We start from the raw sequence: 20,871 nt of genomic DNA, 5'->3' as shown, positions 1-20,871 counted from the left end.
TTCCGAATGGAAACGCCTTGGCCTTATTGCCGGAGAAAAAAATGTTGAAACTGATTCATAAAACCACATTGCCGATCATCATCGGCGCAGCTATTCTAGTGACAAGCAGTCATGCCCTTGCTTATTGCAGCACCGCATCGGGATCGGACATTCCGGTACTCCCCGCGATCAAAGTCAACGTCCCGTCGTCGATGGCATACGGAGAAGTGATTGGGGTATGGCAACGTTCAGGAAGCAAAACGGTGACGGTAACGTGCACCGAGGCAAGTGACACCGTCAAGGTCTACGCAAATGGAAACCGGACCGGGAGTTATTACGCGACAGGCGTCCCGGGAATCGCGTTCAAGATAGCGCTTGCCATTTCCGGCAAGACGTATTCGGTGGGCGACGTCTTATCTTCAGGGAAAGGGCAATTTTCATTTGCCCCTATAAATTACACAGTGACCCTGGTGAAAACCGGGCCGGTGGAACCGGGGAAATTCAGTTTCCTGGCATTCGGCGGCCTCGGTTACCCGTCAAGAGACGGCAGCATTCGTGTCGTGGGACGGATTGACCATTCCGGTATCACTGCCACAAGCAGCACGTGTACGGTGAACAATGCCAGTCAGTCCGTACGCGTCAATGCAAGTGCACAGGAACTCGGCGCGGTCGGTGAGTACGGAAAGAAAACGAATTTTTCGATTTCATTGTCCAACTGTCCCGCCGGCATTACCAAAGTGACGGCGCAGATGAATGGCGTTGCTGATGTCGGCAACGGAGACGCCAGCGTCTTCGCCAACACCAATGGCACCGCACGGGGAGTCGGCATTGAAATAGGCACGGCGGAAGGGGCGGTGGTGACGCCGAATGCTCGCGCCGCCGTATCGTGGAATGTTAGCGATTCGACCATTGCGAGGAACTACGGGTTTTATGCGAGACTCAAGCGTACCGGTGCATTGCAAACAGGATCCATCAACTCCACGGTGCAGGTCCTGTTCAACTATGAATGAATAAATAAGCGGACTGCCGGATTTCTGCCACATTGGCTGTCTCAAAACGATCTCAAATGGCGATGCTGTAGTGACTTCTCCGGTTTGTGTTTCACATCCGTGCAGGAAAATCGCGGCCGGAGGTGATACATTGGCATGGTGGCGAGAACAACGTCCAATCACATCCCGCAAGAGGCGGCCCCGCTATCTGACGAGGTCCGCTTCCTTATGTTTGTTGCTCAATCGGATGATTTTCAGACTTTGCCGCGTTCGACGACCAGGTCAGCGTTGTCCCGTTTCCGGAGCTCTCATGACACAAAATCCGTTGCCCGATTTTTCTCCAGGCGTCCCCCATGACCTGATGTCTGCATCGACGGCGGCCTCCCGCCGCCGGGTCGTTGTCGCCGACGATCATCTGGTCGTGGTGATGGGCATCACCAAGGTGCTGGAGAGTGAGCCGGACCTTTATTCCGTCGCTACGGCGACGTCGATTACGGGACTGATGCAAGTCTTGCAGGAAGCACCCTGCGACGTCCTGGTGTGCGATTACTCGTTCGACGGCGATCCCGAACCCGACGGCCTGCAACTGCTGGAACGCATCCGACGGCTTTATCCGGATGTGAAGATCATCCTGCTCACTGCCCACGATGACGTCATGATTGTCCAGCAGGCGCTACGCCTTGGCGTGGTGGGCTTTCTGAGCAAGGTCAGCGACGAATTTGCGTCCCTGTCCTCTGTCATCGACAGCATTCTGGCAGGCAAAATATATCTCGACCCGAAAACCTCGGAACAGATGGTGCGGCACATGGTGGTCAATCAGGCGTCGGACGGTTCCGTTTCCTCCACCGGACTGTCGCCGCGGGAGACGGAAGTGCTGCGCCTGTTTGCACGGGGCATGACGGTAACTGAAATCGCTCAGTATACGAATCGCAGCCTCAAGACCATCAGTTCTCAAAAGAAGAACGCCATGATCAAGCTCGGCGCGCGCAACGACGTCGAACTGCTCAACGCATTCCGGCAGTTGCCCTGATGGACTTCGTATCGAGCCGGTCATGAGCCGTCCATGGTGGCGTCCGTTCGCGCGCCTTGCAGCACGGCAGCAGCGTGGGACAGACCATTCTCCCGAGCTGCTGGGGCAGTATTCCCGGCGCCTGCTCTACGGCGGGGCCGCGCTCCTCAGCGTGGCCATTTGCGGCGCAGCTGCGATCGGTGTGAACCAGCGCATCAACCGCTTCATCAATGATCGCCAGCAGGCATTCCTGTTGCAACGCGATCTGGTGAAGGCGGAAGTCGATCGCTATGAAGCTCGCCTGAAACAGACTGTCGAAGCGTATGAATTGCTCTGGACGCTGCACGACCACGACGAGGTTCCCGTCCAGCGTTATCAACGCTTGCTTGAGGGGAACCGCGACATGGCCGTCACCGGCGCCGACGTCACGGTGACGCCGTTCTCGGTTTTTTCCACGCTCAGCCGTCCGCAAGACCGCGCCCAGCTTGCGATGCTGCTGCGACTGATTCGCGACATATCACCCTTCCCTCTCCTGCGGCTGCGCGACAGCGGACATTTTCTGGGCGGCTTTACCTATAGTCCCGATGGACGGTTCATGGCTTCCATGCCGCCTTTGTCGGAAGAGGTGATGCGCGATGCGCGCGAGCGCGGCATTACGCCATTGATCGTACAGCGCGTTGCCCGCGTGGAGGCCGTTCTGAAGACCTACTCGGACGAGGCGCTGCGCAATCAACGCATCTTCTGGGTGCCGCTCGCCTTCGATCCGGTGACAGGAGAATTCGTCACGCATTTCGCCAGTCCGGTGTTTCGGGACGGCCGTCGTGTGGCCGTCATTGTCGCCACCGTGCCGTTCGCCAGCTTCGACCCGCTGTTCCGGCAGGCCATGCACGATCCTGATTTCTTCGTGATCTCGCGCACCCGTCAGCATCTTCTGGGGCTGGACGATTCGAATCCGCGCGAGGCGCGTTGGGCCGCTCTGGTCCGGTCGACACCCGACCTCATCCAGAACGTGCGAACCTATCCGCACATTTCGCGACGGGGTGGCGTTTTCTTTGTCACGCAACTCATCCCGGGACCGGACTGGATTGCCGTCTATGCTTTTGACTGGCGCACGATTCTCACCGGGCTGCGCAGCGAAGGGCTGATGATCGGCACCCTGCTGATCCTGGTACTGGCGATCCTCTGGACGTTCATCATCGCGCTCGACCGTTTCGTCCTGGCGCCAATGCAGGTGCGTTCGCGCAGGGTCTATGAAAGCGAAATGTTCAACCGCACCGTGCTGGATACCGCGCCGGTCGGACTTGGCGTACTGGATCCCGCCGCCGGTACGATCGTCATGCAGAACGCCATCGCCAGGGAACTCAGCGGCCTGCAGACCGACGATGACGGACGGTTCTACACCAGCCTGCTGAGGAGCGCGTCCACCAGACCGGCGCCAGCGGACGATCCTGCTTCGGCTGCCGTGCACTATGCCGAAGCGTCGGCCGTCTCCACCGGCGGCCGGCCGGTCGAGCTCATGGCGACGTTCTCACAGGCCCGTTATCAGGAGCGGAACGTGGTGCTCGTGGGCCTGACCGACATCACAGAACGCAAAGCGACCGAACAACTTTTGCAACAGGCCCGCCGGACAGCCGATGAAGCCAATCAGGCCAAGTCCTTGTTTCTCGCGGCGATGAGTCACGAGATACGCACACCGTTGCACGGCGCGCTCGGCAATCTTGAACTGCTCGCCCTGGAAGCACTCACCAGGCCGCAGCGCGCCCGGGTCGAAACAATCAGGCGCTCTTTTGACGCGCTGCTCGAGCTGATCAACGACATTCTTGATCTCTCCAGAGTGGAAGCCGGCGAACTGACGCCGCAGCTGGAGCCGGTGCGTATCGATCTGCTGGTGGAGCAATGCGCACAGACGTTTGCGCCGCTCATCACGGGCAAGGGATTGCGCTTCTTTTGCCTGGTCGACCCGGAGTTGTCGATGCCCAGGGAGGGCGACGGCCACCGGATTTCTCAGATACTGATGAATTTTCTCAGCAACGCGACGAGATTTACGTCCACGGGCGCGATCACTTTGCGCGCCAGAATCTCATCAACAGATCCGGATGCGCCCCGGGTGCATCTGAGCATCGCCGACTCGGGAATCGGTATTCCTGAGGAGCGGCAGGCAACCATCTTCGAACCGTTTGTACAGGCAAACGCGTCCATTGCGCATCGCTTTGGGGGAACCGGTCTCGGCCTGTCTCTGTGCCAGCGGCTGACTGAACTGATGGGCGGCAAGATTACCGTCGAAAGCGAGGAAGGCGAAGGCAGCGTGTTTGCCGTCGAGTTGCCGCTCAGGCAGTTACCCGCGACGCCGGAGCCGGCGCACGAGGCCTCCCTGTTCACACAGGTGCTGGTGAAGTGCGAATCGCCAGCCTGGCGGGACGTGCTCCTGGCGCAGATCAGACACCGCTTGCCCGGTATGCCGGTGGTTGACAGCGAAAGCCGGCAAGACTGTGAGCGGAGGGCTGAAACCTTGCTGGTCGTGGCGTGCAACCACTGTGCGATGGATCGCCTGCCGCTCGAAGCAAGGGAGCAATTCGTCGACACGCTGATCGTCTCCGCTGACGGCCCCTTGTACCCGGAACGACGTGACGGCTTGCTGCATGTGACATCGCTTAGCGGAAGAGCATTGGGACATGCACTGGCGCTGGGCGGCAAGATCACGTTGCCGCCCGGTGGCGCGAGCGGCGCCCGCCCCGTCGTGGCGGAATACCGGAGCCGGCGTATTCTGATCGCCGAGGATGATCCTCTCAATCGCGTGCTGCTCGAGAACCAGCTCGCCGCGCTGGGGTTCGAGCGAGTCGATAGCGTATCGAACGGCGAGCAGGCCATGATGCGTTGCGTGCAGGAACCATACGATGTCATCGTGACGGACCTCGGCATGCCCGTCATGGATGGCCAGGCCCTGGCCGCTGCGCTGCGCCATGCCGGCATCGCCACGCCCGTCATTGTCAATACCGCCAGCATTGAGGAGGACCGGGACGCGCAACAAGCTGCCTTCGCGGCGGTGCTGCACAAACCCGTCTCCATCGGTCAGTTGCGTGCCGCACTCAATGAAGTGCTGGGCGAAGTCGTCCCTGCGCCGCGCGCGCATGAAGGAAATCTCGTCATGCAGCCGCCCATCGCCGACGCCGAGTTGCGGGCAGCGTTTCTTGAACTCTGGCCGGACGATCAGGCCGTTCTCGAGCAGGCGCTTGCCGCGGGGACCGAGGAGGCTGCGGTACGCTTTATCGGTCGACTGCATCGGCTCAAGGGAGCACTCCTGGTGCTGGGAGAACGCGAGGGCGCAGAGTGGTGCGAAAGATTGCATGCGAAAGTCAAGGACAAAGGACTCGATGCGATCCGCGGACAGCTACCGGTATTCTGGGATCTCATGGCCGGGATAGTACGACGCTGCGAGTCGGGCTAGAGTCATGCCGTGAAAGATCAGCCGAAGCAAAACGATGGATATGTCTCGCAGAAAATTTCAATGTTCCAAGTCTGAAGATTTGCAGTGATCACGGAGTCTTTGGAAAACATCCCGGCTTCTACATTCAACGATTGGCGATTCTCTCAATGAGAGACCTGTGTCAAAGATAAGAAACTCCGCACTCTGGCACTGAGGTCGTTGGCGGCGCCGAAGAAATGTTCTTTGCTGCAGTCTTCGACGATTCTCCCCTCTTCCATAAAAATAATCCGATCGGCGACTTGCCGGGCGAAACCCATTTCGTGGGTCACGACCAGCATCGTCATGCCCGCTGCGGCCAGTTCCGCCATGACATCCAGCACTTCCTTCACCATCTCTGGATCAAGGGCAGAGGTGGGCTCGTCGAACAACATGATCTCGGGGTCCATGGTCAGCGCTCTTGCAATGGCAACGCGCTGCTGCTGTCCACCGGATAGTTGATGCGGATACTTGGCCGCATGTGCCGTCAGACCTACACGTGCCAGCATTGCTCTGCTGCGCTCCGAAGCTTCTTCATGTGAACGTCGAAGTACCTTTCGCTGCGCAAGATTGAGATTTTCCAACACGCTAAGGTGACCAAACAATTCGAAGTTCTGAAATACCATCCCGACGCGTCGTCGATGCGCCGCGCTGCACAGCATCTTTGAGCTGACGGCGGTTCCCTGTATCGAAATACGCCCTTGATCGAACGGTTCCAGACCGTTGATCGTTTTGATGAACGTCGATTTTCCCGAGCCGGACGGCCCGCAAATGACCACAACGTCGCGCCTGTCGATGCGCACTGAACAATCGCTGAGAACCTTGAAGTCGCCATACCATTTCGACAGATTGTCTATTGCGAGCATGAATTTTCCTTGTAGTTAAATGCGTGCGGTCTTTTTGCGAAACATCCGGGCTGCGCTTTCGGCTATCGCCACACTGATCACGAGATAGATCGCCGCGACGAACAGATACGGTTCGATCAGGCTGCCGTCGCGCTCACCGATCTTGGCGGCAGCGCCCATAAAATCCGTGACTGAAATCACATAAACCAGCGAGGTATCCTGAAAGAGGACGATGACCTGAGTCAGAAAGATCGGTAACATATTGCGCAATCCCTGCGGCAATATCACATAGCCCATCGTCTGCACCGGATTGAGACCGAGCGCGAATGCAGCAGAGCGCTGGCCTGCAGATACCGAGCGTATGCCCGAGCGAACAATCTCGCAGAAGTAAGCCGATTCAAACAGGCTGAACGTGACCATCGCCGTTTGTTTGCCATCGACCTTGACGGGCGACCCCGCCCCCAAAAGAAATTGCAAAGCCAAAGGCATCAGGAAGAATATCCAGAACAGCACCAGAATCAGTGGAATCGACCGCATGGCGATGACGTAGGTCGAGGCACAGCGCGCAACGAGCTGCACCTTGGATTCTCGCGCCAGTGCCAGCATGAGGCCGAGCAGCATGCCGATCACTGTCGCGACCGCCGTCAGTTGCAACGTGAAGGCGAAGCCATTGGCGATGTAGGAAATATTGTCGGAAACGATCCCGAAATCCAGTGTCATATTGAATATCCTCTCTGCCTGCGCAAGCGTGCGTTACGGAAAATACGGCAGTTACGCCGTTTTCCTCGGTTCGAAACGCGCCATGACAGCATAGGCAGTCAGCGCGATGGCGATGTAGACGATGGTGGTCACAATGAACGCCTCGAAATAGGAAAATGTGGTCTCTCCGATTTCACGTGCACGAAATGTCAGTTCTGCGAAACCGATAGTCAGTGCAATGGATGAATTCTTGATCAGGTTCATCAACTCGCTGGTCAACGGTGGAACGATCAGGCGCATCGACTGCGGCAGCAACACGTACCGATAGATCTGTGCCGGATGCAATCCCAGCGCCATGCCGGCGCTGCGCTGGCCACGCGAGAGCGATTCAATGCCGGAGCGCACCTGCTCTGCTACCCGCGCCGAGGTAAACAAGCCCAGGCAAACTGTCACGGCGATGAATTGCACGTACATGGCGTCGGTTCTCACTACCGCCGCCTTCACGCTGTCGAACATTTCGGGGAAGACGAAATACCAGAGGAATAGCTGGACCAGCAAGGGAACGCCACGAAACAAGTGCACATACAGATACGCCGGCATGCGTATCCAGAAGATCAGGGAAGTGCGCGCCGCGCCGACGATCACACCCAGCACAAAGGCGATGATCCAGCTCGCGGCCGAGACCGCCAGCGTGGCGGCAAAGCCTTTGACAAACAGAATCCAGTACGCTTGACCTGCGTCCGGCGATATCTGGAAGAAAACGTTCCAGTGCCATTGATATTCCATCGCTTAATCCTTTGCCATATCCGAAGTAACGCCTACCCGTGAGCGATCTCGCATCGCCTCTCGGAATATCGGGTGCGAGCTGCAAGTTACAGAAGAAATCAAGGAAGCATTGATGCAGGCAGCAACATGGATGAAATCGCGTTGCCGATGCCGCCTGCGGTGGCCTGAACCAGGCAAGCCTGTTACACGCCGTGACTGTTTGGTGCAGCCATCAGCTTTTCCAGCTCGGGCGACATGGGAATGCTGAGATTGATGTTCTTGGGAGGGATCGGCGCGTTGAACCACTTGTAGTAAGTCTTCTTGAATTCACCGTTGCCAAACATGCCGCCCAGCACGTCATTGGCAAATTTTTTGAATTCATCATCGTTGCGGCGGATCATGAGACCGTAGGGTTCTTGCGACAGCAACGGGCCGACCACCTTGGTGCCGGCAGGATTGCGCGACATCGCGCGGATGCTGTAGAGCAGAACGTCGTCTGTTGAGAACCCGCTTACCCGGCCGTTTTGCAGCATCAGGAAGCTTTCCGCGTGGTCCTTGCCGTAGACAAGGCTCAGATTGAGAGAGCCGGCCTGATTGGCTTGCTGGATCGCTTTGATATTGTTCGTACCGGCGGTGACCGCAATGGCTTTGTCTTTCAGGTCGGCAATGGAGGTGATGTTGCTGCTGGTCTGCACCATGATCCGCGTACCACTGACGTAAGTCGTATTCAGAAAATCGACTGATTTTTGCCGTTCCAGCGTGTTGGTGGTGGAACCGCACTCGACATCGACAGCGCCATTGACTAGCAAGGGCACCCGGTTGGATGCAGTCACGGGTTCAAATTTCACTTTCAGGGAGGGCAGGCTCAGTTTGTCGCGCACAGCGGCAGCGATCCGGTTGCAGAGGTCGATGGAGAAGCCGACCGGATTCTGATTCGCGTCGATGTAGGAAAACGGAATCGCACTTTCGCGGTAGCCAAACACGATCTCTCCGGACTGCTTGATCTTTTGCAGCGTGCCGATGGATTGCGCCATCGCCCCCGATGCTGCCAGCGCACAGGTAAAAGTAAATGCTGCAAGACGAATTGAAGCCATGACAGTTCTCCCAAGGAAATGAATTTAAGACGCGACAATCTGAACGAGCCACATGAGGTACAGAGGTGGCCCGGCATTCGACAGCAATTTGCAACAGGTTCTGGGCGGGACTAGCGGGCGCCGGCCATCTTGTCGAGGCTTTCTCGCAGGGCACGATCCAGAATATCCACCGCCTGATCGATCTGCTTGTGCTCTACCGTCAGCGGCGGCGCAATGCGCCACACGGATCCGCGTTCCGGACGGCGCCGGATGTTCATGCTCAGCCCCAGTTCGAAGCAACGCTGAGTGGTCAATGCACCCAGTTCGTGCGCCGGATTGCGCGACTCTCTGTCGGCCACCAGTTCCACACCCAGAAGCAAGCCTTCACCACGCACGTCGCCGATGCTTTCATAGCGCGTTTGCAGTTCCAGCAGGCGGGAACGCAGATAAGAACCGGTAGACTGCGCGCGACGGATCAGATCCTCATTGCGAATCGTATTGAGCACCGCCAGGCCTACCCGCGCAGGCAGCGGGTCTGAGACGTGACTGGTGTAGAAAGTGAAACCGCGCTCATGCACAGCCTGTTCGATCTGCGCTGTCGTGACAGTCGCCGCCAGCGGCAAGCCGCCGCCCATGGTCTTGGAGACCGACATGATGTCCGGAACAACGCCGAACAAGTCTGAGGCGGTGCGTTGACCGATGCGGCCGAACGCCGTTTGCGCCTCGTCGAAGATCAGCAGCATGCCGCGTTCGTCGGCGGCTTTGCGCAGCGCCTGCATGTAAGACTTGGGAGGCACCAGCACGCCGCCGGCGCTGATGATGGGTTCGATGATGATCGCAGCGGGACGACCGGAGGAAGCCATGTCGAACATCTTCAGCCCGATTTCCAGACACGTCAGCGCCGACTCTTCGCCGTTCATGCCCTTGATATAGGGACGATAGTCATTGGGTTCCGGCAACACATAGACACCTGGCGTCGACACGCCGTAACCTTTGCGATCGCTGGCAAACGAGACGCTGCTCGATCCGCCGGTGACGCCATGCCATGAACCGCCTACCGCCAGCACTTCATAACCGCCGGTGTACATCTTTGCCATGCGCAATGCGATCTCATTGCTTTCCGAACCGGTATTGACGAAGATGGACTTGGTCAGCGACTCCGGCATCCAGTCTTGCGCCATGGTGGTCGCCAGTTCGGCGACCACCTCTGGAATCATGCCGCTGAACATGTGAAACGCTTCTTCGCCGGCCTTTTGCACCGCTGCGACGATGGCAGGATGGTTATGCCCGATGGTGGCGCACATCTGCCCCGAAGTGAAGTCAAGGATCTCGCGGCCGGTATCGTCGATGACCACCGCGCCCTTGGCCGAACGAAACAGATTCGGAAACGTGTCGCCGCCATAGCGCACCATGAATTCTTTCGCAGCGGAATGCAGTTCTGTCGATGTTGGCATCGCTATTCCTTTCAAAAAATGGTTTGATGAGATGAGTTCTGGTTGCACAGAATTTGCTTAAGTATTACGTTGAGAATGCAGAGCGTCCAATGCAAAGTGCAGCATCGCCGTCATGTTCAGGACGCATCGCGTGATCGCAAATTCACATGGCCGAAATCGGCGGATCCGGACGTAAGATAGGTAAGGGAGGAAGGCAATAATGGATATCAAGTGGTTCCAGGATTTTCTGACGCTGTCGGAAGTTCTCAATTTCACGCGTGCGTCGGAGATCAGAAATCTTTCTCAGGCAGCGTTCAGCAGACGCATCGGTTCCCTGGAACAGATGCTGGGCGCCAAGCTGATCGACCGCAGTTCGTACCCGACCAGGCTGACCCCGGCCGGAGAAAAATTTCGCGGCGTCGCGGCGCAGATTGTCAGCCAGATCGCCGACGCCAAGGCCGACCTCGCCGGCAACCAGTCGCGCGACAAGATCAAACTGGCCATGCCCTATGCGTTGGCGACTACCCGGCTTCCTGGATGGTGGGACAGCTGGACCAGTGGCCAACCGCTGATCTGTGCGCTGGAGACCGGCAACGTGCACGACATCGTGTCGTCGTTCATTGCCGGCAATGTCGATCTGCTCATCTGCTTTTATCATGCAGCGTCACCTATCCAGATCGATCCTCTGCTATTTGAAAGCGTCGAATTGGGTCGAGAGCGCGTACGTCCTTACGCATCACCCGCCTTGATTGAAAAAATCGGAATGCACACCTCGCTCGGCAGTGCAGGCAATCCTGCACCGTTGCTGATGTACAGCTCCAGCGTGTATTTCGCGCGCGTCGTCGATCAGATCATCGAAGGATCTGAAGTCAAGCTGGAAGGCACGCCCATGTTCGAGACAGAGATGTCGGATGTGCTTGGCGACCTCGCATCGCAGGGACTGGGAGTGGCGTGGCTGCCCGACAGCTCGTTCAGTCAGCACCGGCATTGGAGTCTTGAACCGGTCGGCGGCGGGGCGTGGGATACGGAAGTCTCCATCCTCGCATTCAAGCCGAAGAACAATTTACGGCCGCTGGTGGTCAGAATGTGGCGAGAGATTCTCAAATACAAAGAAGTGCGAGTCTGACCATTGCCCGTGACGGGCAACAGAATCGCCCTCTCTGGATCATCAACGGCGCCATCGGCCAGAAGCGGACATTCAAAAGTAACAAAAGTCCGCTCGTAAAGCAGGCGTCTCTTCCAATATTGGAACGCTCTCACCCCCGTGTTTTCGCTGTGGAATTCTACGTAGGTTTGCTCTCAGCTGATAACGTATGTTGCCGTGAATTAAAGACGGTTCCTACATTCAAAAAGAGAGGGAATTTTCATGAGTCGAGTTAAGATCGGAAAACATTACATCGCAAATGGCGGTACCAACATTATTCAGCAGATCATTGCGCCAACAGATAATGTACACGGGGCGATTCTCAGAACAATCTGCTTAGGCAGTGCGAATACCTCGCTTGCTCAAGTCTCCATTTACGCAGATGTCAATGCGCCCACTGTCCCGGGGGACCCCAACTGCCGGATGATTGTGATGGTTAGCCAGCCTCAGTTCATCACCGTCATCGTCCCTTATGAAATTGAAGTGCCTGCCGGCCTGGGTGTTTGGATAGGATTTGTTCAGGGAAAAGGTCAATCAAATATTACGTATGACCTTGTCGACATCTGATTAATAAAGAGAACGGGAATACGCGGCTCTCAAGAAATTGATGGGCCGCTTTTTTTAGTGGACATCTGTTCAGATCGATTAAATGCAATAAATTTGCTGTTCACTTCGCGACATGTCCAGTGCCCGAAACCGGTCGGATGCAGCCGTTGAACAAATCAAAGGCCGGCGAAAAAATAAAAAAGGCCCTCCGGGTGGAGGGTCCTCTGGACACAGGTACTCGGCTGCAGAACTCAAACCCGCCACCGGGATTTCCGATTCGGACGAGATGCCGGCGAAGCAAAATAAAGGACAGGCGTCTCGAGTGAGACACGTTCAGACGAGAACGCCGCCACCATCGATCACGACGGTCTGTCCGGTGACAAACGTGTTGTTCATCAAATACAAGTAGGCCTGTGCAATCTCTTCGGCCTCGCCGACGCGTCCGACCAGCAATGCCGAACCGGCTTGTTGGTACATTGCTTCCCGATCACTCTCCGGCATGTTTGACCACAGCGGTGTCCGAACAAAACCGGGACTCACGATATTGACGCGGAGCGGTGCAAGTTCGACAGCCAGTGCGCGCGTCAAACCTTCCATCGCACTGCAAATGCTGGCACCGATTGTCAGACCTTTGGGAGCCCGGACACTGGCGATGCCGCTGGTCAGCACGATTGAACCGCCTTGCCGCATATGTGGCAGAGCCGCCTTGACCGCAGCAATTGCGCCAAACACGCGCACCTCGAATGCATTGCGTACGGCGGTCATTTCAATTCCATCCAGATTCCCGAACAGCAGGCTTTCGCCAGCCGTATAAACCAGATGGTCGAAAGAGCCGACTTCGTTAAATAGACTCCCCATAGACGCGACGTTATTCACGTCCGCCACCACGCCGTTTGCACTCGCGCCCAGTGCAGCGACAGCCGTTTCGACCTTTTCTTTTTTTGAAGAAGACACCACGACTTCTGCGCCCTGCTTGAGTGCTGCTTGTGCAGTGGCAAAACCAATACCTGATGTCCCACCCAAGATGAGGATCTTCTTATTTTGCAGATTCATATCAATCAACTCCCTATATATCGCTCCAGATGGCGTAGGGGCATTTTGATTGCATCGATTTTTTTAATAAACTATGATTCTTTTACTACATTCATAATCAGGGCTTGCGAATGGATCGTTTCGTTAGCATGTCGATCTTCACCCGGGTCGTCGAACGGGGCAGTTTTGTTGCGGCGGCGGAAGGCAGCGGGATGACCGCAACAATGGTCGGTAACCACATCCGCGCACTGGAAGACCGGCTCGGCGCGCGTTTGCTTAACCGTACTACGCGTCAGCAAAGCCTGACTGACACAGGGCGCAGTTACTACGAACAGTGCGTCAATATTCTGGCGCAAGTGCAGGCGGCGGAAGGCGATGCCCGCGATATCCGTGAACGGCCACGCGGTCGCCTGCGTGTAAGCGTGCCTGTAATGTACGGCACGATGCTGCTTGTGCCGGCAATAGGCGAGTATCTTGACGCCAATGCAGATGTGCAAGTTGAGCTGGCGCTGAATGACCGATTCGTCGATCTCGCTGATGAAGGCTTTGAAGCAGCAATCCGTATCGGCGAGCTTCCCGACTCAAACCTGATCGCACGGCCATTGGGCCGATCGTTGCTCGTCGCCTGCGCATCACCGGCATATCTAGCCAGACATGGGACGCCGACAACTCCCGAGGATCTGGAAAAACATCAGTGCATTGCAATCGGTTTTGTCAGCGGCTTGAAACGCGACTGGCGCTTCACCCTGGTGGATGATTCGGAACAGATCGTACGCGTACCTGGCCGCCTTGACATCAGCGGCAGCGGCATCGCCCTGCGTGAAGCCGCCCTCGCGGGCCTCGGTATCATTTTCCAGCCGGAGATGATGGTCAGTCAGGATATCGCCGCAGGAAGATTGATCAGGCTCTTTCCTGATCTCCCCTCACCGTCAAATCCCGTGCATCTGGTGTATTTGCCGGAACGTAAGCTGACGGCGAAGCTCGCCAGCTTCATTAATTTCATGACGGAACGATTTGGTCCGAAAACTGAATAGATGTCGTTAGTGTCTTGCGAGTGCATGCATAGCGGCATCTGTCGGCGATGCAAGCTGCGATGGTTCGCAACCGGCCAGCAGCTGTCGCCGGATATCTAGAAGTGATGCGAAAACATGCCTTTCAACGCACGATACCCGACGGTCGGCGAGTTATCGAGCGATTATGAAACCATCGCAGAAGCTCAATATTTGTTATTGATTCGCTCGCTTTGGCAGCAGTGCGATATGCTTGTCCAAGATCAACCGCAGCTTGCCTTCCCGGTGCATATTATCCAATTGGAGGTTCAAGGCCTTCAGGTATTTGATGCATGGACTCGACTTCGTCATGGCGATCAAATTGTCGGATTCCGAGACGTACGGCTTGAGCGCGACGAAGCTATCACTTTGTCCGGACGCAGCCAAGTAGGCTAAGCCGGGGTAATAGCCGGTAATCAGGTAATCAATACGGCGTAGTTCCAGTTTCTTGAAATTCATATAGGTTTTTTGCTCGGCCTCTACCTGCAAATTCCCTTTCAAAAATTCGTCGAAGCCGTTTCCGAACTGATTGCCCAGAGTGACTCCTCCCTTTTTTCCGATCAGATCGTTCCATCCCGCGTAGCTGAACTTTCTGTCCTTCGCAACAAATACGGCGATGGGATTGGCAAATAGGGCGACATTTGCATAGACCAGATACTCGCGTCTTTCGGGGGTGTCCTTGAGAGAAGAGATCATGTCGATCTCGCCTTCCTGTGCACTTTTCAGCACGCGGTGAAAAGGACCGACGTAGCGAACTTCGTAGGGGATGCCGAGGGCGCTCAAGGCGGTTGTCGCGATCTCGATACTGGCGCCCGTCAGATGCTTGCCGTCATACCATTGCAGCGGTGCATAGTCGGAGTCGGCCGAAATAATCACTTTTCGACATTCTTTTTCTTGCGAAAAAGCCGCCAACGGAACCAAAGCAAGAAACAAGACACCCCGGAGAAAAATTGGCATACGCGGTCTCCCAGCGGATTTTATTTACTATTCTGCTGTTTTATTTCTGCACTATAACCCGATAAAACCGATGGCGGTGACTGAAGTTAAAAACCATCTGGAAGCGCATGTATGTTTTCTGAGAAGCTTGGTCGGACTCAATTTTTTTGGCAAGGACCGGAATGTCCGCCCCCGCCGGCAATCGACCGCTATTTCTCCCGAAGCATTGATACTCCTGCGCGTTGCAGGTAATTCGTGATTGCCGTCAGATTGTCCGATGCGACAATCGCGCCAACATAACCGTCTGGCCGTATCAATATCCAATCGCCTCTTTCCAGACCGTAGGCATCGCTGAAATACCCCTCCGAATCCAGCAGATCGCCGTCAGGGCCAAAGAGATGAACATGCAAATCCTGGGCTTCCGGGGTCTGACCGGATAACACATGAAACCCAATCAACGTCCAATGTGTTCCACGAAGCAGCCCGAAGAGGCGTTGCCGCGTGCCGGAGCGGGTTGCGACGGGCGCGTCCGGCGCGCGGTCTCCCGCCCGCAGTCCATGTTTGCGCACTGGTATTTCCAGGGCTAGTGATGATCCGGGATAACCAAGGTCGAGCTGCTGCACTTCTCTTCCTCGGCGCATTTCACCTCGCTTGGCTTCCTCCAGCAATCTGGTGGATAGTCCCAACATGGATTCGGCTATCGGACGCCGCTCTTCTTCATAGGTATCCAGGATCGATTCTTCGCCGCCGGCGAGCACGGCGGACAATTTCCATGCGAGATTGTAAGCATCCTGCACGCTCGTGTTGAGACCCTGGCCACCTGTCGGTGGATGAACATGCGCCGCGTCGCCGGCCAGCAGGATGCGACCGATGCGATAGCGTTGCGCCAGTTTCGCGTGCATCTGAAAAACCGAAGCCCATCGAACGGCGGCAACCGTGATATCGATGCGGCCACTGCGTTCCCGCACCATTCTTGTCAGACCATCGGCGGAGAGATCTGGATCTTCATCCCCTGCGAGCGCTGCCTGCAGTTGGAACATATCGGTGCCAGCCAGCGGACACAGAGCAATCTGCCGCTCTTGCACACCTCCGCTGAAGCGGTGCCAGACGTCTCTGTTCAAGCCGTCCAGAGAGATGTCCGCGACTACTGCCCGCACGCCCAATGTCTTGCCAGGGAAATCGACGCCCAACAGGTTTCGCACGAAGCTGCGTCCGCCGTCCGCCGCGACGACGTAGCGCGCGTGAAGATGTTGTTCCTCACGTTTATTCGCGACTCTTGCAATGGCGCCTTGAACCTGTTGTTCCAGTCCGAGCAGTTCGTACCCGAAGTCCACCTGATAGCCCAGCTCGCCTAGCCTGGTCCTCATCGCGGCTTCGGTCAAGAACTGCGGCACCATCCAGGGCATCAGATAGGGTTCCGCCGGCGTAGGAGGCCTTTGCTCTGCAGTCGGAGAATCACGCCAGCTGCCATCGTCCTGGTACTCGCGCTGCGGAGGATAGGGGCCCCCTGCCGCCATGATTTCGTCAAGGATGCCAAGGTCCTCGAAGATCTCCAGGGTGCGGGGTTGCAGCCCCTTGCCTCGCGAACCGTGAAAGGGGACTTCCATTTTTTCGATGATGCGGAAAGACACGCCGCGTTGCGCAAGCACAAGCGCCAGCGTCAGACCAGTCGGACCTGCCCCGCAGATCAGTACATCGACTTCTGTGTTCATAAGCATTTTCGGCCTCATAAGTGTATTATGCACATAACTTAGGAGAGTGTATGACATCGAACAAAAATGTGCAAGATACACATATATCGTCGCAACTCAAGATCCTGCATGGCTCGCTAATCAGCATCGCAAGTGCGATGAATCGCCCTCAGCGCGATGAGGCGATGATCAAGGAGGCTGGCATTCCCCTCGACCGGGCCTTGTTTCCTCTGCTTGTGGGAATAGAAAAGCTGGGCCCGATTGGCGTGGTAGATATCGCAGATCGCGTCGGACGCGACTACACCACCGTCAGTCGTCAGGTCACGAAGCTGGAGGAATTGGGGTTAGTACGGCGAGAAAACAGTGCGGCAGATCGTCGAATCCGCATGGCATCGGTCACCGCCAAGGGCAAGGGAATGACCGACCTTGTCGATGCCGCGCGCGAACGCATGGGAAGACAGATCTTTTCTTCCTGGGAACAAACCGAAATGAATGAATTGGTGCGCCTCATGCGCAAGTTCGCAGACGCCCTGGACAAACTTGATGAGCACTGATGCCGGATATCCGCAACGGCCAGAAGCGGGAATTGCGAAGTGACGCGTAAGAAGGCCACTGAAAAACAGAAGCGGCAAAAAATACTATGCACTCAGGAACTGTAGCCTTTTTTGATGGCCTCGCAGAAACCAAATGGTTTTGTCAGGTTTGACGGGTTAGGCAGCCTAACGATCACATTGAAACGATCTTTATCTCAAACCGCGCTAGGCGCGGCGATGTTGCGATATTGTCCTTTGAAATACAGCAATGGCTGCGCAGCAGCTTCTTGCAGGTTTAACGCTTTCACTTCACCAATCACGATCAGGTGATCGCCTGCGGCGTATTCCGCGTAAATTTCGCAATCAAGCCAGTGCAGGCTGCCGACAATGATCGGATTGCCCAGCGGCGATTCCTGCCGTTCGATTCCGAGCCACTTGTCCGTGCCTCGCCGAGCGAACTGATTGGAAATCCTGACTTGCTCATCTGACAGGATATTCACTGCAAATCGTCCCGCCTGACGAATTTTAGGATAGCTGGCCGAACTGGACATGACGCTGAATGACACCAGCGGCGGACTCATCGACACGCTATGGAACGACTGGCAAGTGAAGCCAATCGGCTCGCCATCAATGTGGGATGTAATCACGGTGATGCCGGATGCGTAGTGCCCGAGCGCTTCGCGAAAGCGCAATGGTTCGATAGCAGTACTGGAAGATGGCATAGTAGATACTCAATGCTGAGTGCAGTTCGGAAGTGTTAAGGACGGCCTGAAATAGTCGGGTAATGTTGGCGAACGTCAGCCTTTGCCAATGTTGAAAGCGCCTCATCGATCAACACCGGCCAGATCGCCCGCGCCATTCTCCGCATCTAGTCGTCGCGAGCTGCTCGCGACGACTATTTCCCGCCTCAGAATCAGTTCGACAATTCTCTGCGGACGATTTCTGCCCCTGCACTTAACGCATTCAGCTTGCCTCTTGCGACATGACGAGGCAAAGGAGCCATGCCACAGTTGGTGCAAGGATAGAGCTTGTCGGCATCGACAAACTGCAGTGCTTTTCGCAGGGTATGAGCGACTTCCTCGGGTGTTTCAATGGTATGGCTTGCCACGTCAATGGCTCCGATCATCACTTTTTTTCCTCGAATGAGCTCAATCAGATCCATTGGAACATGAGAGTTGTGGCATTCCAGCGAGACGATATCGATACCGGATTTTTGCAGCTTGGGGAACGCTTCTTCATATTGCCGCCACTCGGATCCCAGCGTCTTCTTCCAATCTGTATTAGCCTTGATGCCATAGCCATAACAGATATGGACAGCCGTTTCACACTTCAGTCCTTCAATCGCCTTTTCCAGCGTCGCAACGCCCCACTCATTCACTTCGTCAAAGAAAACGTTGAATGCGGGCTCATCAAACTGGATGATATCCACACCGGCAGCCTCTAGTTCCCTGGCTTCCTGATTGAGAATCTTGGCGAATTCCCAAGCCAGTTTTTCGCGGCTTTTATAGTGGCTGTCATACAGCGTGTCGATCATCGTCATGGGACCTGGCAGCGCCCATTTGATCGGCTGCCCGGTCTGCTGACGCAAGAACCTGGCATCCTCGACAAAGACCGGCTTTGGGCGCGAAACGGCACCAACCACCGTTGGCACGCTCGCATCATACCGATCACGAATTCTGACGGTCTCGCGCTTCTCAAAATCAACGCCGTCGAGGTGCTCAATAAACGTCGTCACAAAATGCTGGCGCGTTTGCTCGCCATCGCTGACGATGTCGATCCCAGCGTGCAGTTGTTCTTGCAACGACAAACGCAAAGCATCTTGTTTTCCGTCAGTTAATTCATCACCTTGCAATTTCCAGGGTGACCAAAGTTTCTCAGGCTCTGCAAGCCAGGAGGGTTTAGGCAGACTGCCGGCCGTTGAAGTGGGTAACAATTTTTTCACAATAAATGGCCTGGTGTTTTTGGTTAGTCAAAGAGCGTAGTTAGCAGACCACTGCTCAAGAATCGCTTGGTACGGTTTGATAAAGTTCTGCTCCACAAACCTTCCCTGCTCGATAGCCAGCCGGCTACGTTCTTCTCGATCGTAAACAATCCGCGTTAATGAATAATCCTGGTTCTTCAAACTCGGTTGATAGGATTTTCCGGCTGCAGAATTTGCGTTGTAAATCTCAGGGCGGTAAATCTTCTGGAAGGTGTCCATCGTGCTGATGGTGCTGATCAGCTCAAGGTTCGTGTAATCGCTCAGCAAATCGCCGGAGAAATAAAATGCCAATGGCGCAGCGCTATTCGACGGCATGAAGTAGCGAACCTTCAACCCCATCTTCTTGAAATACTCATCCGTCAGGGAATATTCATCCTGCTGATATTCCACGCCCAATACGGGATGCTGATTTTCGGTCCGATGATAGGTCTTGCTGCTCGAGACACTCAGACATATCACGGGCGGTTTGCTGAAATGCTCTTTGTAGGTATTTGAATTTACGAAGCACTTGAACAGCTTGCCGTGCAGATCCCCAAAATTATCCGGCGTGCTGAATTCGGGCTGATTCCTGGTGTGCTCCAGCAGTCGCACGCTGAAGTCATAATCTCGCACGTAAGAGGAAAAATTATTCCCTACGATGCCCTCAATGCGTTCGTTGGTTTTGTGATCAACAATATTCGTCTTCAATATTTCGATCAAAGGGAGGGCGTTGCCACTGCTTTCACCATCGATATTCATCTCAACGGAAATGATTTCGAGCTGGACCGTATAACGATCGCCTTTCGGATTATCCCAATGCGCCAAGGCGTTGAAACGGTTGTCGATCATCCTGAAGGTGTTGCGCAGGTTTTCCTCACGACTCGCTCCTCTGGCCAAATTGGCAAAGTTGGTGGTGATACGCGTATTGTCTGAAGGACGATAGTCTTCGTCGAAACAGATGCTCTTAATAGCAAATGTAAATTCTTTACTCATTTTGATCTGGCACCCTAATTTCTGAGATAAAACCTGCGTTTTTCAGCATTTCTTCCAATGTTCTTTTCTGATGTTTTGATTCAGCAGTTTTGGCATTGTCGGTATGTGAGATGAATTTTATTCTGTGCCATCGATGAATAAAAATGATTTGATCTCATAGAATCATTAGTTACGCTCATGAATTTGCCTGTACTTATTGGCTCACAGACTTGCTCCTCTCCATTTGCCCCACCTTCCCCACCTTCCATTGCCTGCTGAAGACGGCCACCCGGTCATACGCCCTTTCCTCTTCCAACTCTCACAAGTCTGGGAACATGGGCCTTCTGCGCCTGCCGGATTTGACCGCCTCAGCGCTAAGCCAAGCAGAAAGCCAGGTGACGAAATCGTCGATCGGGCTTGGCGAACGCTTTGCGGGATGAGTGGGGGCGCTCGCTCCGGATCAAATCTAGCGGCGAACTGTGAAATGGGGCATACGTGAAAGAGACTTCTCTCACTGCGGGGACAAACAATGACGAATGGAATGGCTGAAAGCCCGCTCAATCTTGTATTGAATCGCAGCAGACAAGGGGCGGAGGTCGGTTTCGAGTTGCGTCATATGCTCCAGCGAAATTCCACGGGGCTGCGCCGTGGCGATCTGGGATATGCAGGACGGTACAGAGTGCCGCCAGAATTTTTCCTGAGTATGGTGTATTCAAGCCGTTATGCTTGTTTATCTGGTACAGATAGGGGACTCAG

At 55.4% G+C, this 20,871-nt stretch carries 18 protein-coding genes; 7 read left to right on the top strand and 11 right to left on the bottom strand.

Annotated features, from left to right (window positions below):
• The first annotated feature begins 41 nt into the window (after positions 1 to 41).
• The 3 genes from AC1RN6_RS06680 (at position 42) to AC1RN6_RS06670 (ending at position 5,422) form a co-directional block, all read left to right on the top strand.
• Positions 42 to 989 carry a fimbrial protein gene (locus AC1RN6_RS06680; RefSeq protein WP_493004028.1) on the top strand — a complete coding sequence of 316 codons (948 nt, stop codon included), beginning with the start codon at positions 42 to 44 and terminating at the stop codon, positions 987 to 989.
• A 289-nt stretch (positions 990 to 1,278) separates the two neighbouring features.
• Complete coding sequence (locus AC1RN6_RS06675; protein WP_493004027.1) at positions 1,279 to 1,998, top strand: response regulator; 720 nt, start codon at positions 1,279 to 1,281, stop codon at positions 1,996 to 1,998.
• Positions 1,999 to 2,020: 22 nt separating this feature from the next.
• A complete protein-coding gene (locus AC1RN6_RS06670; protein ID WP_493004026.1) occupies positions 2,021 to 5,422 on the top strand; it encodes an ATP-binding protein in 3,402 nt (1,133 codons plus the stop codon).
• Positions 5,423 to 5,565: 143 nt separating this feature from the next.
• On the opposite strand, the gene AC1RN6_RS06665 is transcribed toward AC1RN6_RS06670, so the two are convergent.
• The 5 genes from AC1RN6_RS06665 to AC1RN6_RS06645 all read right to left on the bottom strand — a co-directional run bounded on the left by AC1RN6_RS06665 (position 5,566) and on the right by AC1RN6_RS06645 (position 10,273).
• On the bottom strand, positions 5,566 to 6,303 hold the full coding sequence (locus AC1RN6_RS06665) for an amino acid ABC transporter ATP-binding protein (RefSeq protein WP_493004025.1): 738 nt from the start codon (positions 6,301 to 6,303) through the stop codon (positions 5,566 to 5,568).
• 15 nt (positions 6,304 to 6,318) lie between these two features.
• A complete protein-coding gene (locus AC1RN6_RS06660; RefSeq protein WP_493004023.1) occupies positions 6,319 to 7,002 on the bottom strand; it encodes an amino acid ABC transporter permease in 684 nt (227 codons plus the stop codon).
• 51 nt (positions 7,003 to 7,053) lie between these two features.
• The gene (locus AC1RN6_RS06655) at positions 7,054 to 7,767 is read right to left on the bottom strand and encodes an amino acid ABC transporter permease (RefSeq protein ID WP_493004022.1); all 714 of its coding nucleotides are present in this window, start codon (positions 7,765 to 7,767) and stop codon (positions 7,054 to 7,056) included.
• Positions 7,768 to 7,949: 182 nt separating this feature from the next.
• Positions 7,950 to 8,840: an amino acid ABC transporter substrate-binding protein gene (locus AC1RN6_RS06650; RefSeq protein ID WP_493004021.1), complete on the bottom strand. Its 891-nt coding sequence runs from the start codon at positions 8,838 to 8,840 to the stop codon at positions 7,950 to 7,952.
• Between the two features lie 110 nt (positions 8,841 to 8,950).
• Positions 8,951 to 10,273: an aspartate aminotransferase family protein gene (locus tag AC1RN6_RS06645; protein ID WP_493004019.1), complete on the bottom strand. Its 1,323-nt coding sequence runs from the start codon at positions 10,271 to 10,273 to the stop codon at positions 8,951 to 8,953.
• Between the two features lie 199 nt (positions 10,274 to 10,472).
• Here AC1RN6_RS06645 and AC1RN6_RS06640 point away from each other — a divergent pair, with 199 nt between their 5' ends.
• Both AC1RN6_RS06640 and AC1RN6_RS06635 read left to right on the top strand, forming a co-directional pair.
• Positions 10,473 to 11,378, top strand: coding sequence for a LysR family transcriptional regulator (locus AC1RN6_RS06640; protein WP_493004017.1), 906 nt, complete (start codon positions 10,473 to 10,475; stop codon positions 11,376 to 11,378).
• A gap of 240 nt (positions 11,379 to 11,618) precedes the next feature.
• Positions 11,619 to 11,963, top strand: coding sequence for a hypothetical protein (locus AC1RN6_RS06635; RefSeq protein ID WP_493004016.1), 345 nt, complete (start codon positions 11,619 to 11,621; stop codon positions 11,961 to 11,963).
• Between the two features lie 312 nt (positions 11,964 to 12,275).
• Here the strand turns inward: AC1RN6_RS06635 and AC1RN6_RS06630 are convergent, their stop codons facing one another.
• Positions 12,276 to 12,995 carry an SDR family oxidoreductase gene (locus AC1RN6_RS06630; RefSeq protein WP_493004015.1) on the bottom strand — a complete coding sequence of 240 codons (720 nt, stop codon included), beginning with the start codon at positions 12,993 to 12,995 and terminating at the stop codon, positions 12,276 to 12,278.
• Positions 12,996 to 13,105: 110 nt separating this feature from the next.
• Here AC1RN6_RS06630 and AC1RN6_RS06625 point away from each other — a divergent pair, with 110 nt between their 5' ends.
• Positions 13,106 to 14,008 (top strand): LysR family transcriptional regulator, encoded by a 903-nt coding sequence (locus tag AC1RN6_RS06625; protein WP_493004013.1) that lies wholly within the window; start codon positions 13,106 to 13,108, stop codon positions 14,006 to 14,008.
• Positions 14,009 to 14,200: 192 nt separating this feature from the next.
• On the opposite strand, the gene AC1RN6_RS06620 is transcribed toward AC1RN6_RS06625, so the two are convergent.
• Positions 14,201 to 14,980, bottom strand: a complete 780-nt coding sequence (locus AC1RN6_RS06620; RefSeq protein WP_493004012.1) for a substrate-binding periplasmic protein — start codon at positions 14,978 to 14,980, stop codon at positions 14,201 to 14,203.
• A gap of 188 nt (positions 14,981 to 15,168) precedes the next feature.
• Positions 15,169 to 16,671 carry an FAD-dependent oxidoreductase gene (locus AC1RN6_RS06615; RefSeq protein WP_493004011.1) on the bottom strand — a complete coding sequence of 501 codons (1,503 nt, stop codon included), beginning with the start codon at positions 16,669 to 16,671 and terminating at the stop codon, positions 15,169 to 15,171.
• 50 nt (positions 16,672 to 16,721) lie between these two features.
• On the opposite strand from AC1RN6_RS06615, the gene AC1RN6_RS06610 reads away from it, so the two are divergent.
• Positions 16,722 to 17,204, top strand: coding sequence for a MarR family winged helix-turn-helix transcriptional regulator (locus AC1RN6_RS06610; RefSeq protein WP_493004010.1), 483 nt, complete (start codon positions 16,722 to 16,724; stop codon positions 17,202 to 17,204).
• A 194-nt stretch (positions 17,205 to 17,398) separates the two neighbouring features.
• Here the strand turns inward: AC1RN6_RS06610 and AC1RN6_RS06605 are convergent, their stop codons facing one another.
• From AC1RN6_RS06605 to AC1RN6_RS06595, 3 genes are all read right to left on the bottom strand, one after another.
• Positions 17,399 to 17,905, bottom strand: coding sequence for a flavin reductase family protein (locus AC1RN6_RS06605; RefSeq protein WP_493004008.1), 507 nt, complete (start codon positions 17,903 to 17,905; stop codon positions 17,399 to 17,401).
• Between the two features lie 191 nt (positions 17,906 to 18,096).
• Positions 18,097 to 19,125 (bottom strand): methionine synthase, encoded by a 1,029-nt coding sequence (locus AC1RN6_RS06600; protein WP_493004006.1) that lies wholly within the window; start codon positions 19,123 to 19,125, stop codon positions 18,097 to 18,099.
• Positions 19,126 to 19,152: 27 nt separating this feature from the next.
• Positions 19,153 to 20,136: a DUF1852 domain-containing protein gene (locus AC1RN6_RS06595; protein ID WP_493004005.1), complete on the bottom strand. Its 984-nt coding sequence runs from the start codon at positions 20,134 to 20,136 to the stop codon at positions 19,153 to 19,155.
• Between the last annotated feature and the right edge of the window lie 735 nt (positions 20,137 to 20,871).

The sequence above is a fragment of the Herbaspirillum sp. GW822-FHT03A08 genome, from assembly GCF_058801885.1.
The sequence above is the reverse complement of the archived record's forward strand: the minus strand, read 5'-3'. Positions and strand labels throughout refer to the sequence as shown.

Coding starts and splice junctions, on each gene's coding strand:
- AC1RN6_RS06680 (WP_493004028.1), top strand. CDS start 42: ATGTTGAAACTGATTCATAAAACCACATTGCCGATCATCATCGGCGCA.
- AC1RN6_RS06675 (WP_493004027.1), top strand. CDS start 1,279: ATGACACAAAATCCGTTGCCCGATTTTTCTCCAGGCGTCCCCCATGAC.
- AC1RN6_RS06670 (WP_493004026.1), top strand. CDS start 2,021: ATGAGCCGTCCATGGTGGCGTCCGTTCGCGCGCCTTGCAGCACGGCAG.
- AC1RN6_RS06665 (WP_493004025.1), bottom strand. CDS start 6,303: ATGCTCGCAATAGACAATCTGTCGAAATGGTATGGCGACTTCAAGGTT.
- AC1RN6_RS06660 (WP_493004023.1), bottom strand. CDS start 7,002: ATGACACTGGATTTCGGGATCGTTTCCGACAATATTTCCTACATCGCC.
- AC1RN6_RS06655 (WP_493004022.1), bottom strand. CDS start 7,767: ATGGAATATCAATGGCACTGGAACGTTTTCTTCCAGATATCGCCGGAC.
- AC1RN6_RS06650 (WP_493004021.1), bottom strand. CDS start 8,840: ATGGCTTCAATTCGTCTTGCAGCATTTACTTTTACCTGTGCGCTGGCA.
- AC1RN6_RS06645 (WP_493004019.1), bottom strand. CDS start 10,273: ATGCCAACATCGACAGAACTGCATTCCGCTGCGAAAGAATTCATGGTG.
- AC1RN6_RS06640 (WP_493004017.1), top strand. CDS start 10,473: ATGGATATCAAGTGGTTCCAGGATTTTCTGACGCTGTCGGAAGTTCTC.
- AC1RN6_RS06635 (WP_493004016.1), top strand. CDS start 11,619: ATGAGTCGAGTTAAGATCGGAAAACATTACATCGCAAATGGCGGTACC.
- AC1RN6_RS06630 (WP_493004015.1), bottom strand. CDS start 12,995: ATGAATCTGCAAAATAAGAAGATCCTCATCTTGGGTGGGACATCAGGT.
- AC1RN6_RS06625 (WP_493004013.1), top strand. CDS start 13,106: ATGGATCGTTTCGTTAGCATGTCGATCTTCACCCGGGTCGTCGAACGG.
- AC1RN6_RS06620 (WP_493004012.1), bottom strand. CDS start 14,980: ATGCCAATTTTTCTCCGGGGTGTCTTGTTTCTTGCTTTGGTTCCGTTG.
- AC1RN6_RS06615 (WP_493004011.1), bottom strand. CDS start 16,671: ATGAACACAGAAGTCGATGTACTGATCTGCGGGGCAGGTCCGACTGGT.
- AC1RN6_RS06610 (WP_493004010.1), top strand. CDS start 16,722: ATGACATCGAACAAAAATGTGCAAGATACACATATATCGTCGCAACTC.
- AC1RN6_RS06605 (WP_493004008.1), bottom strand. CDS start 17,905: ATGCCATCTTCCAGTACTGCTATCGAACCATTGCGCTTTCGCGAAGCG.
- AC1RN6_RS06595 (WP_493004005.1), bottom strand. CDS start 20,136: ATGAGTAAAGAATTTACATTTGCTATTAAGAGCATCTGTTTCGACGAA.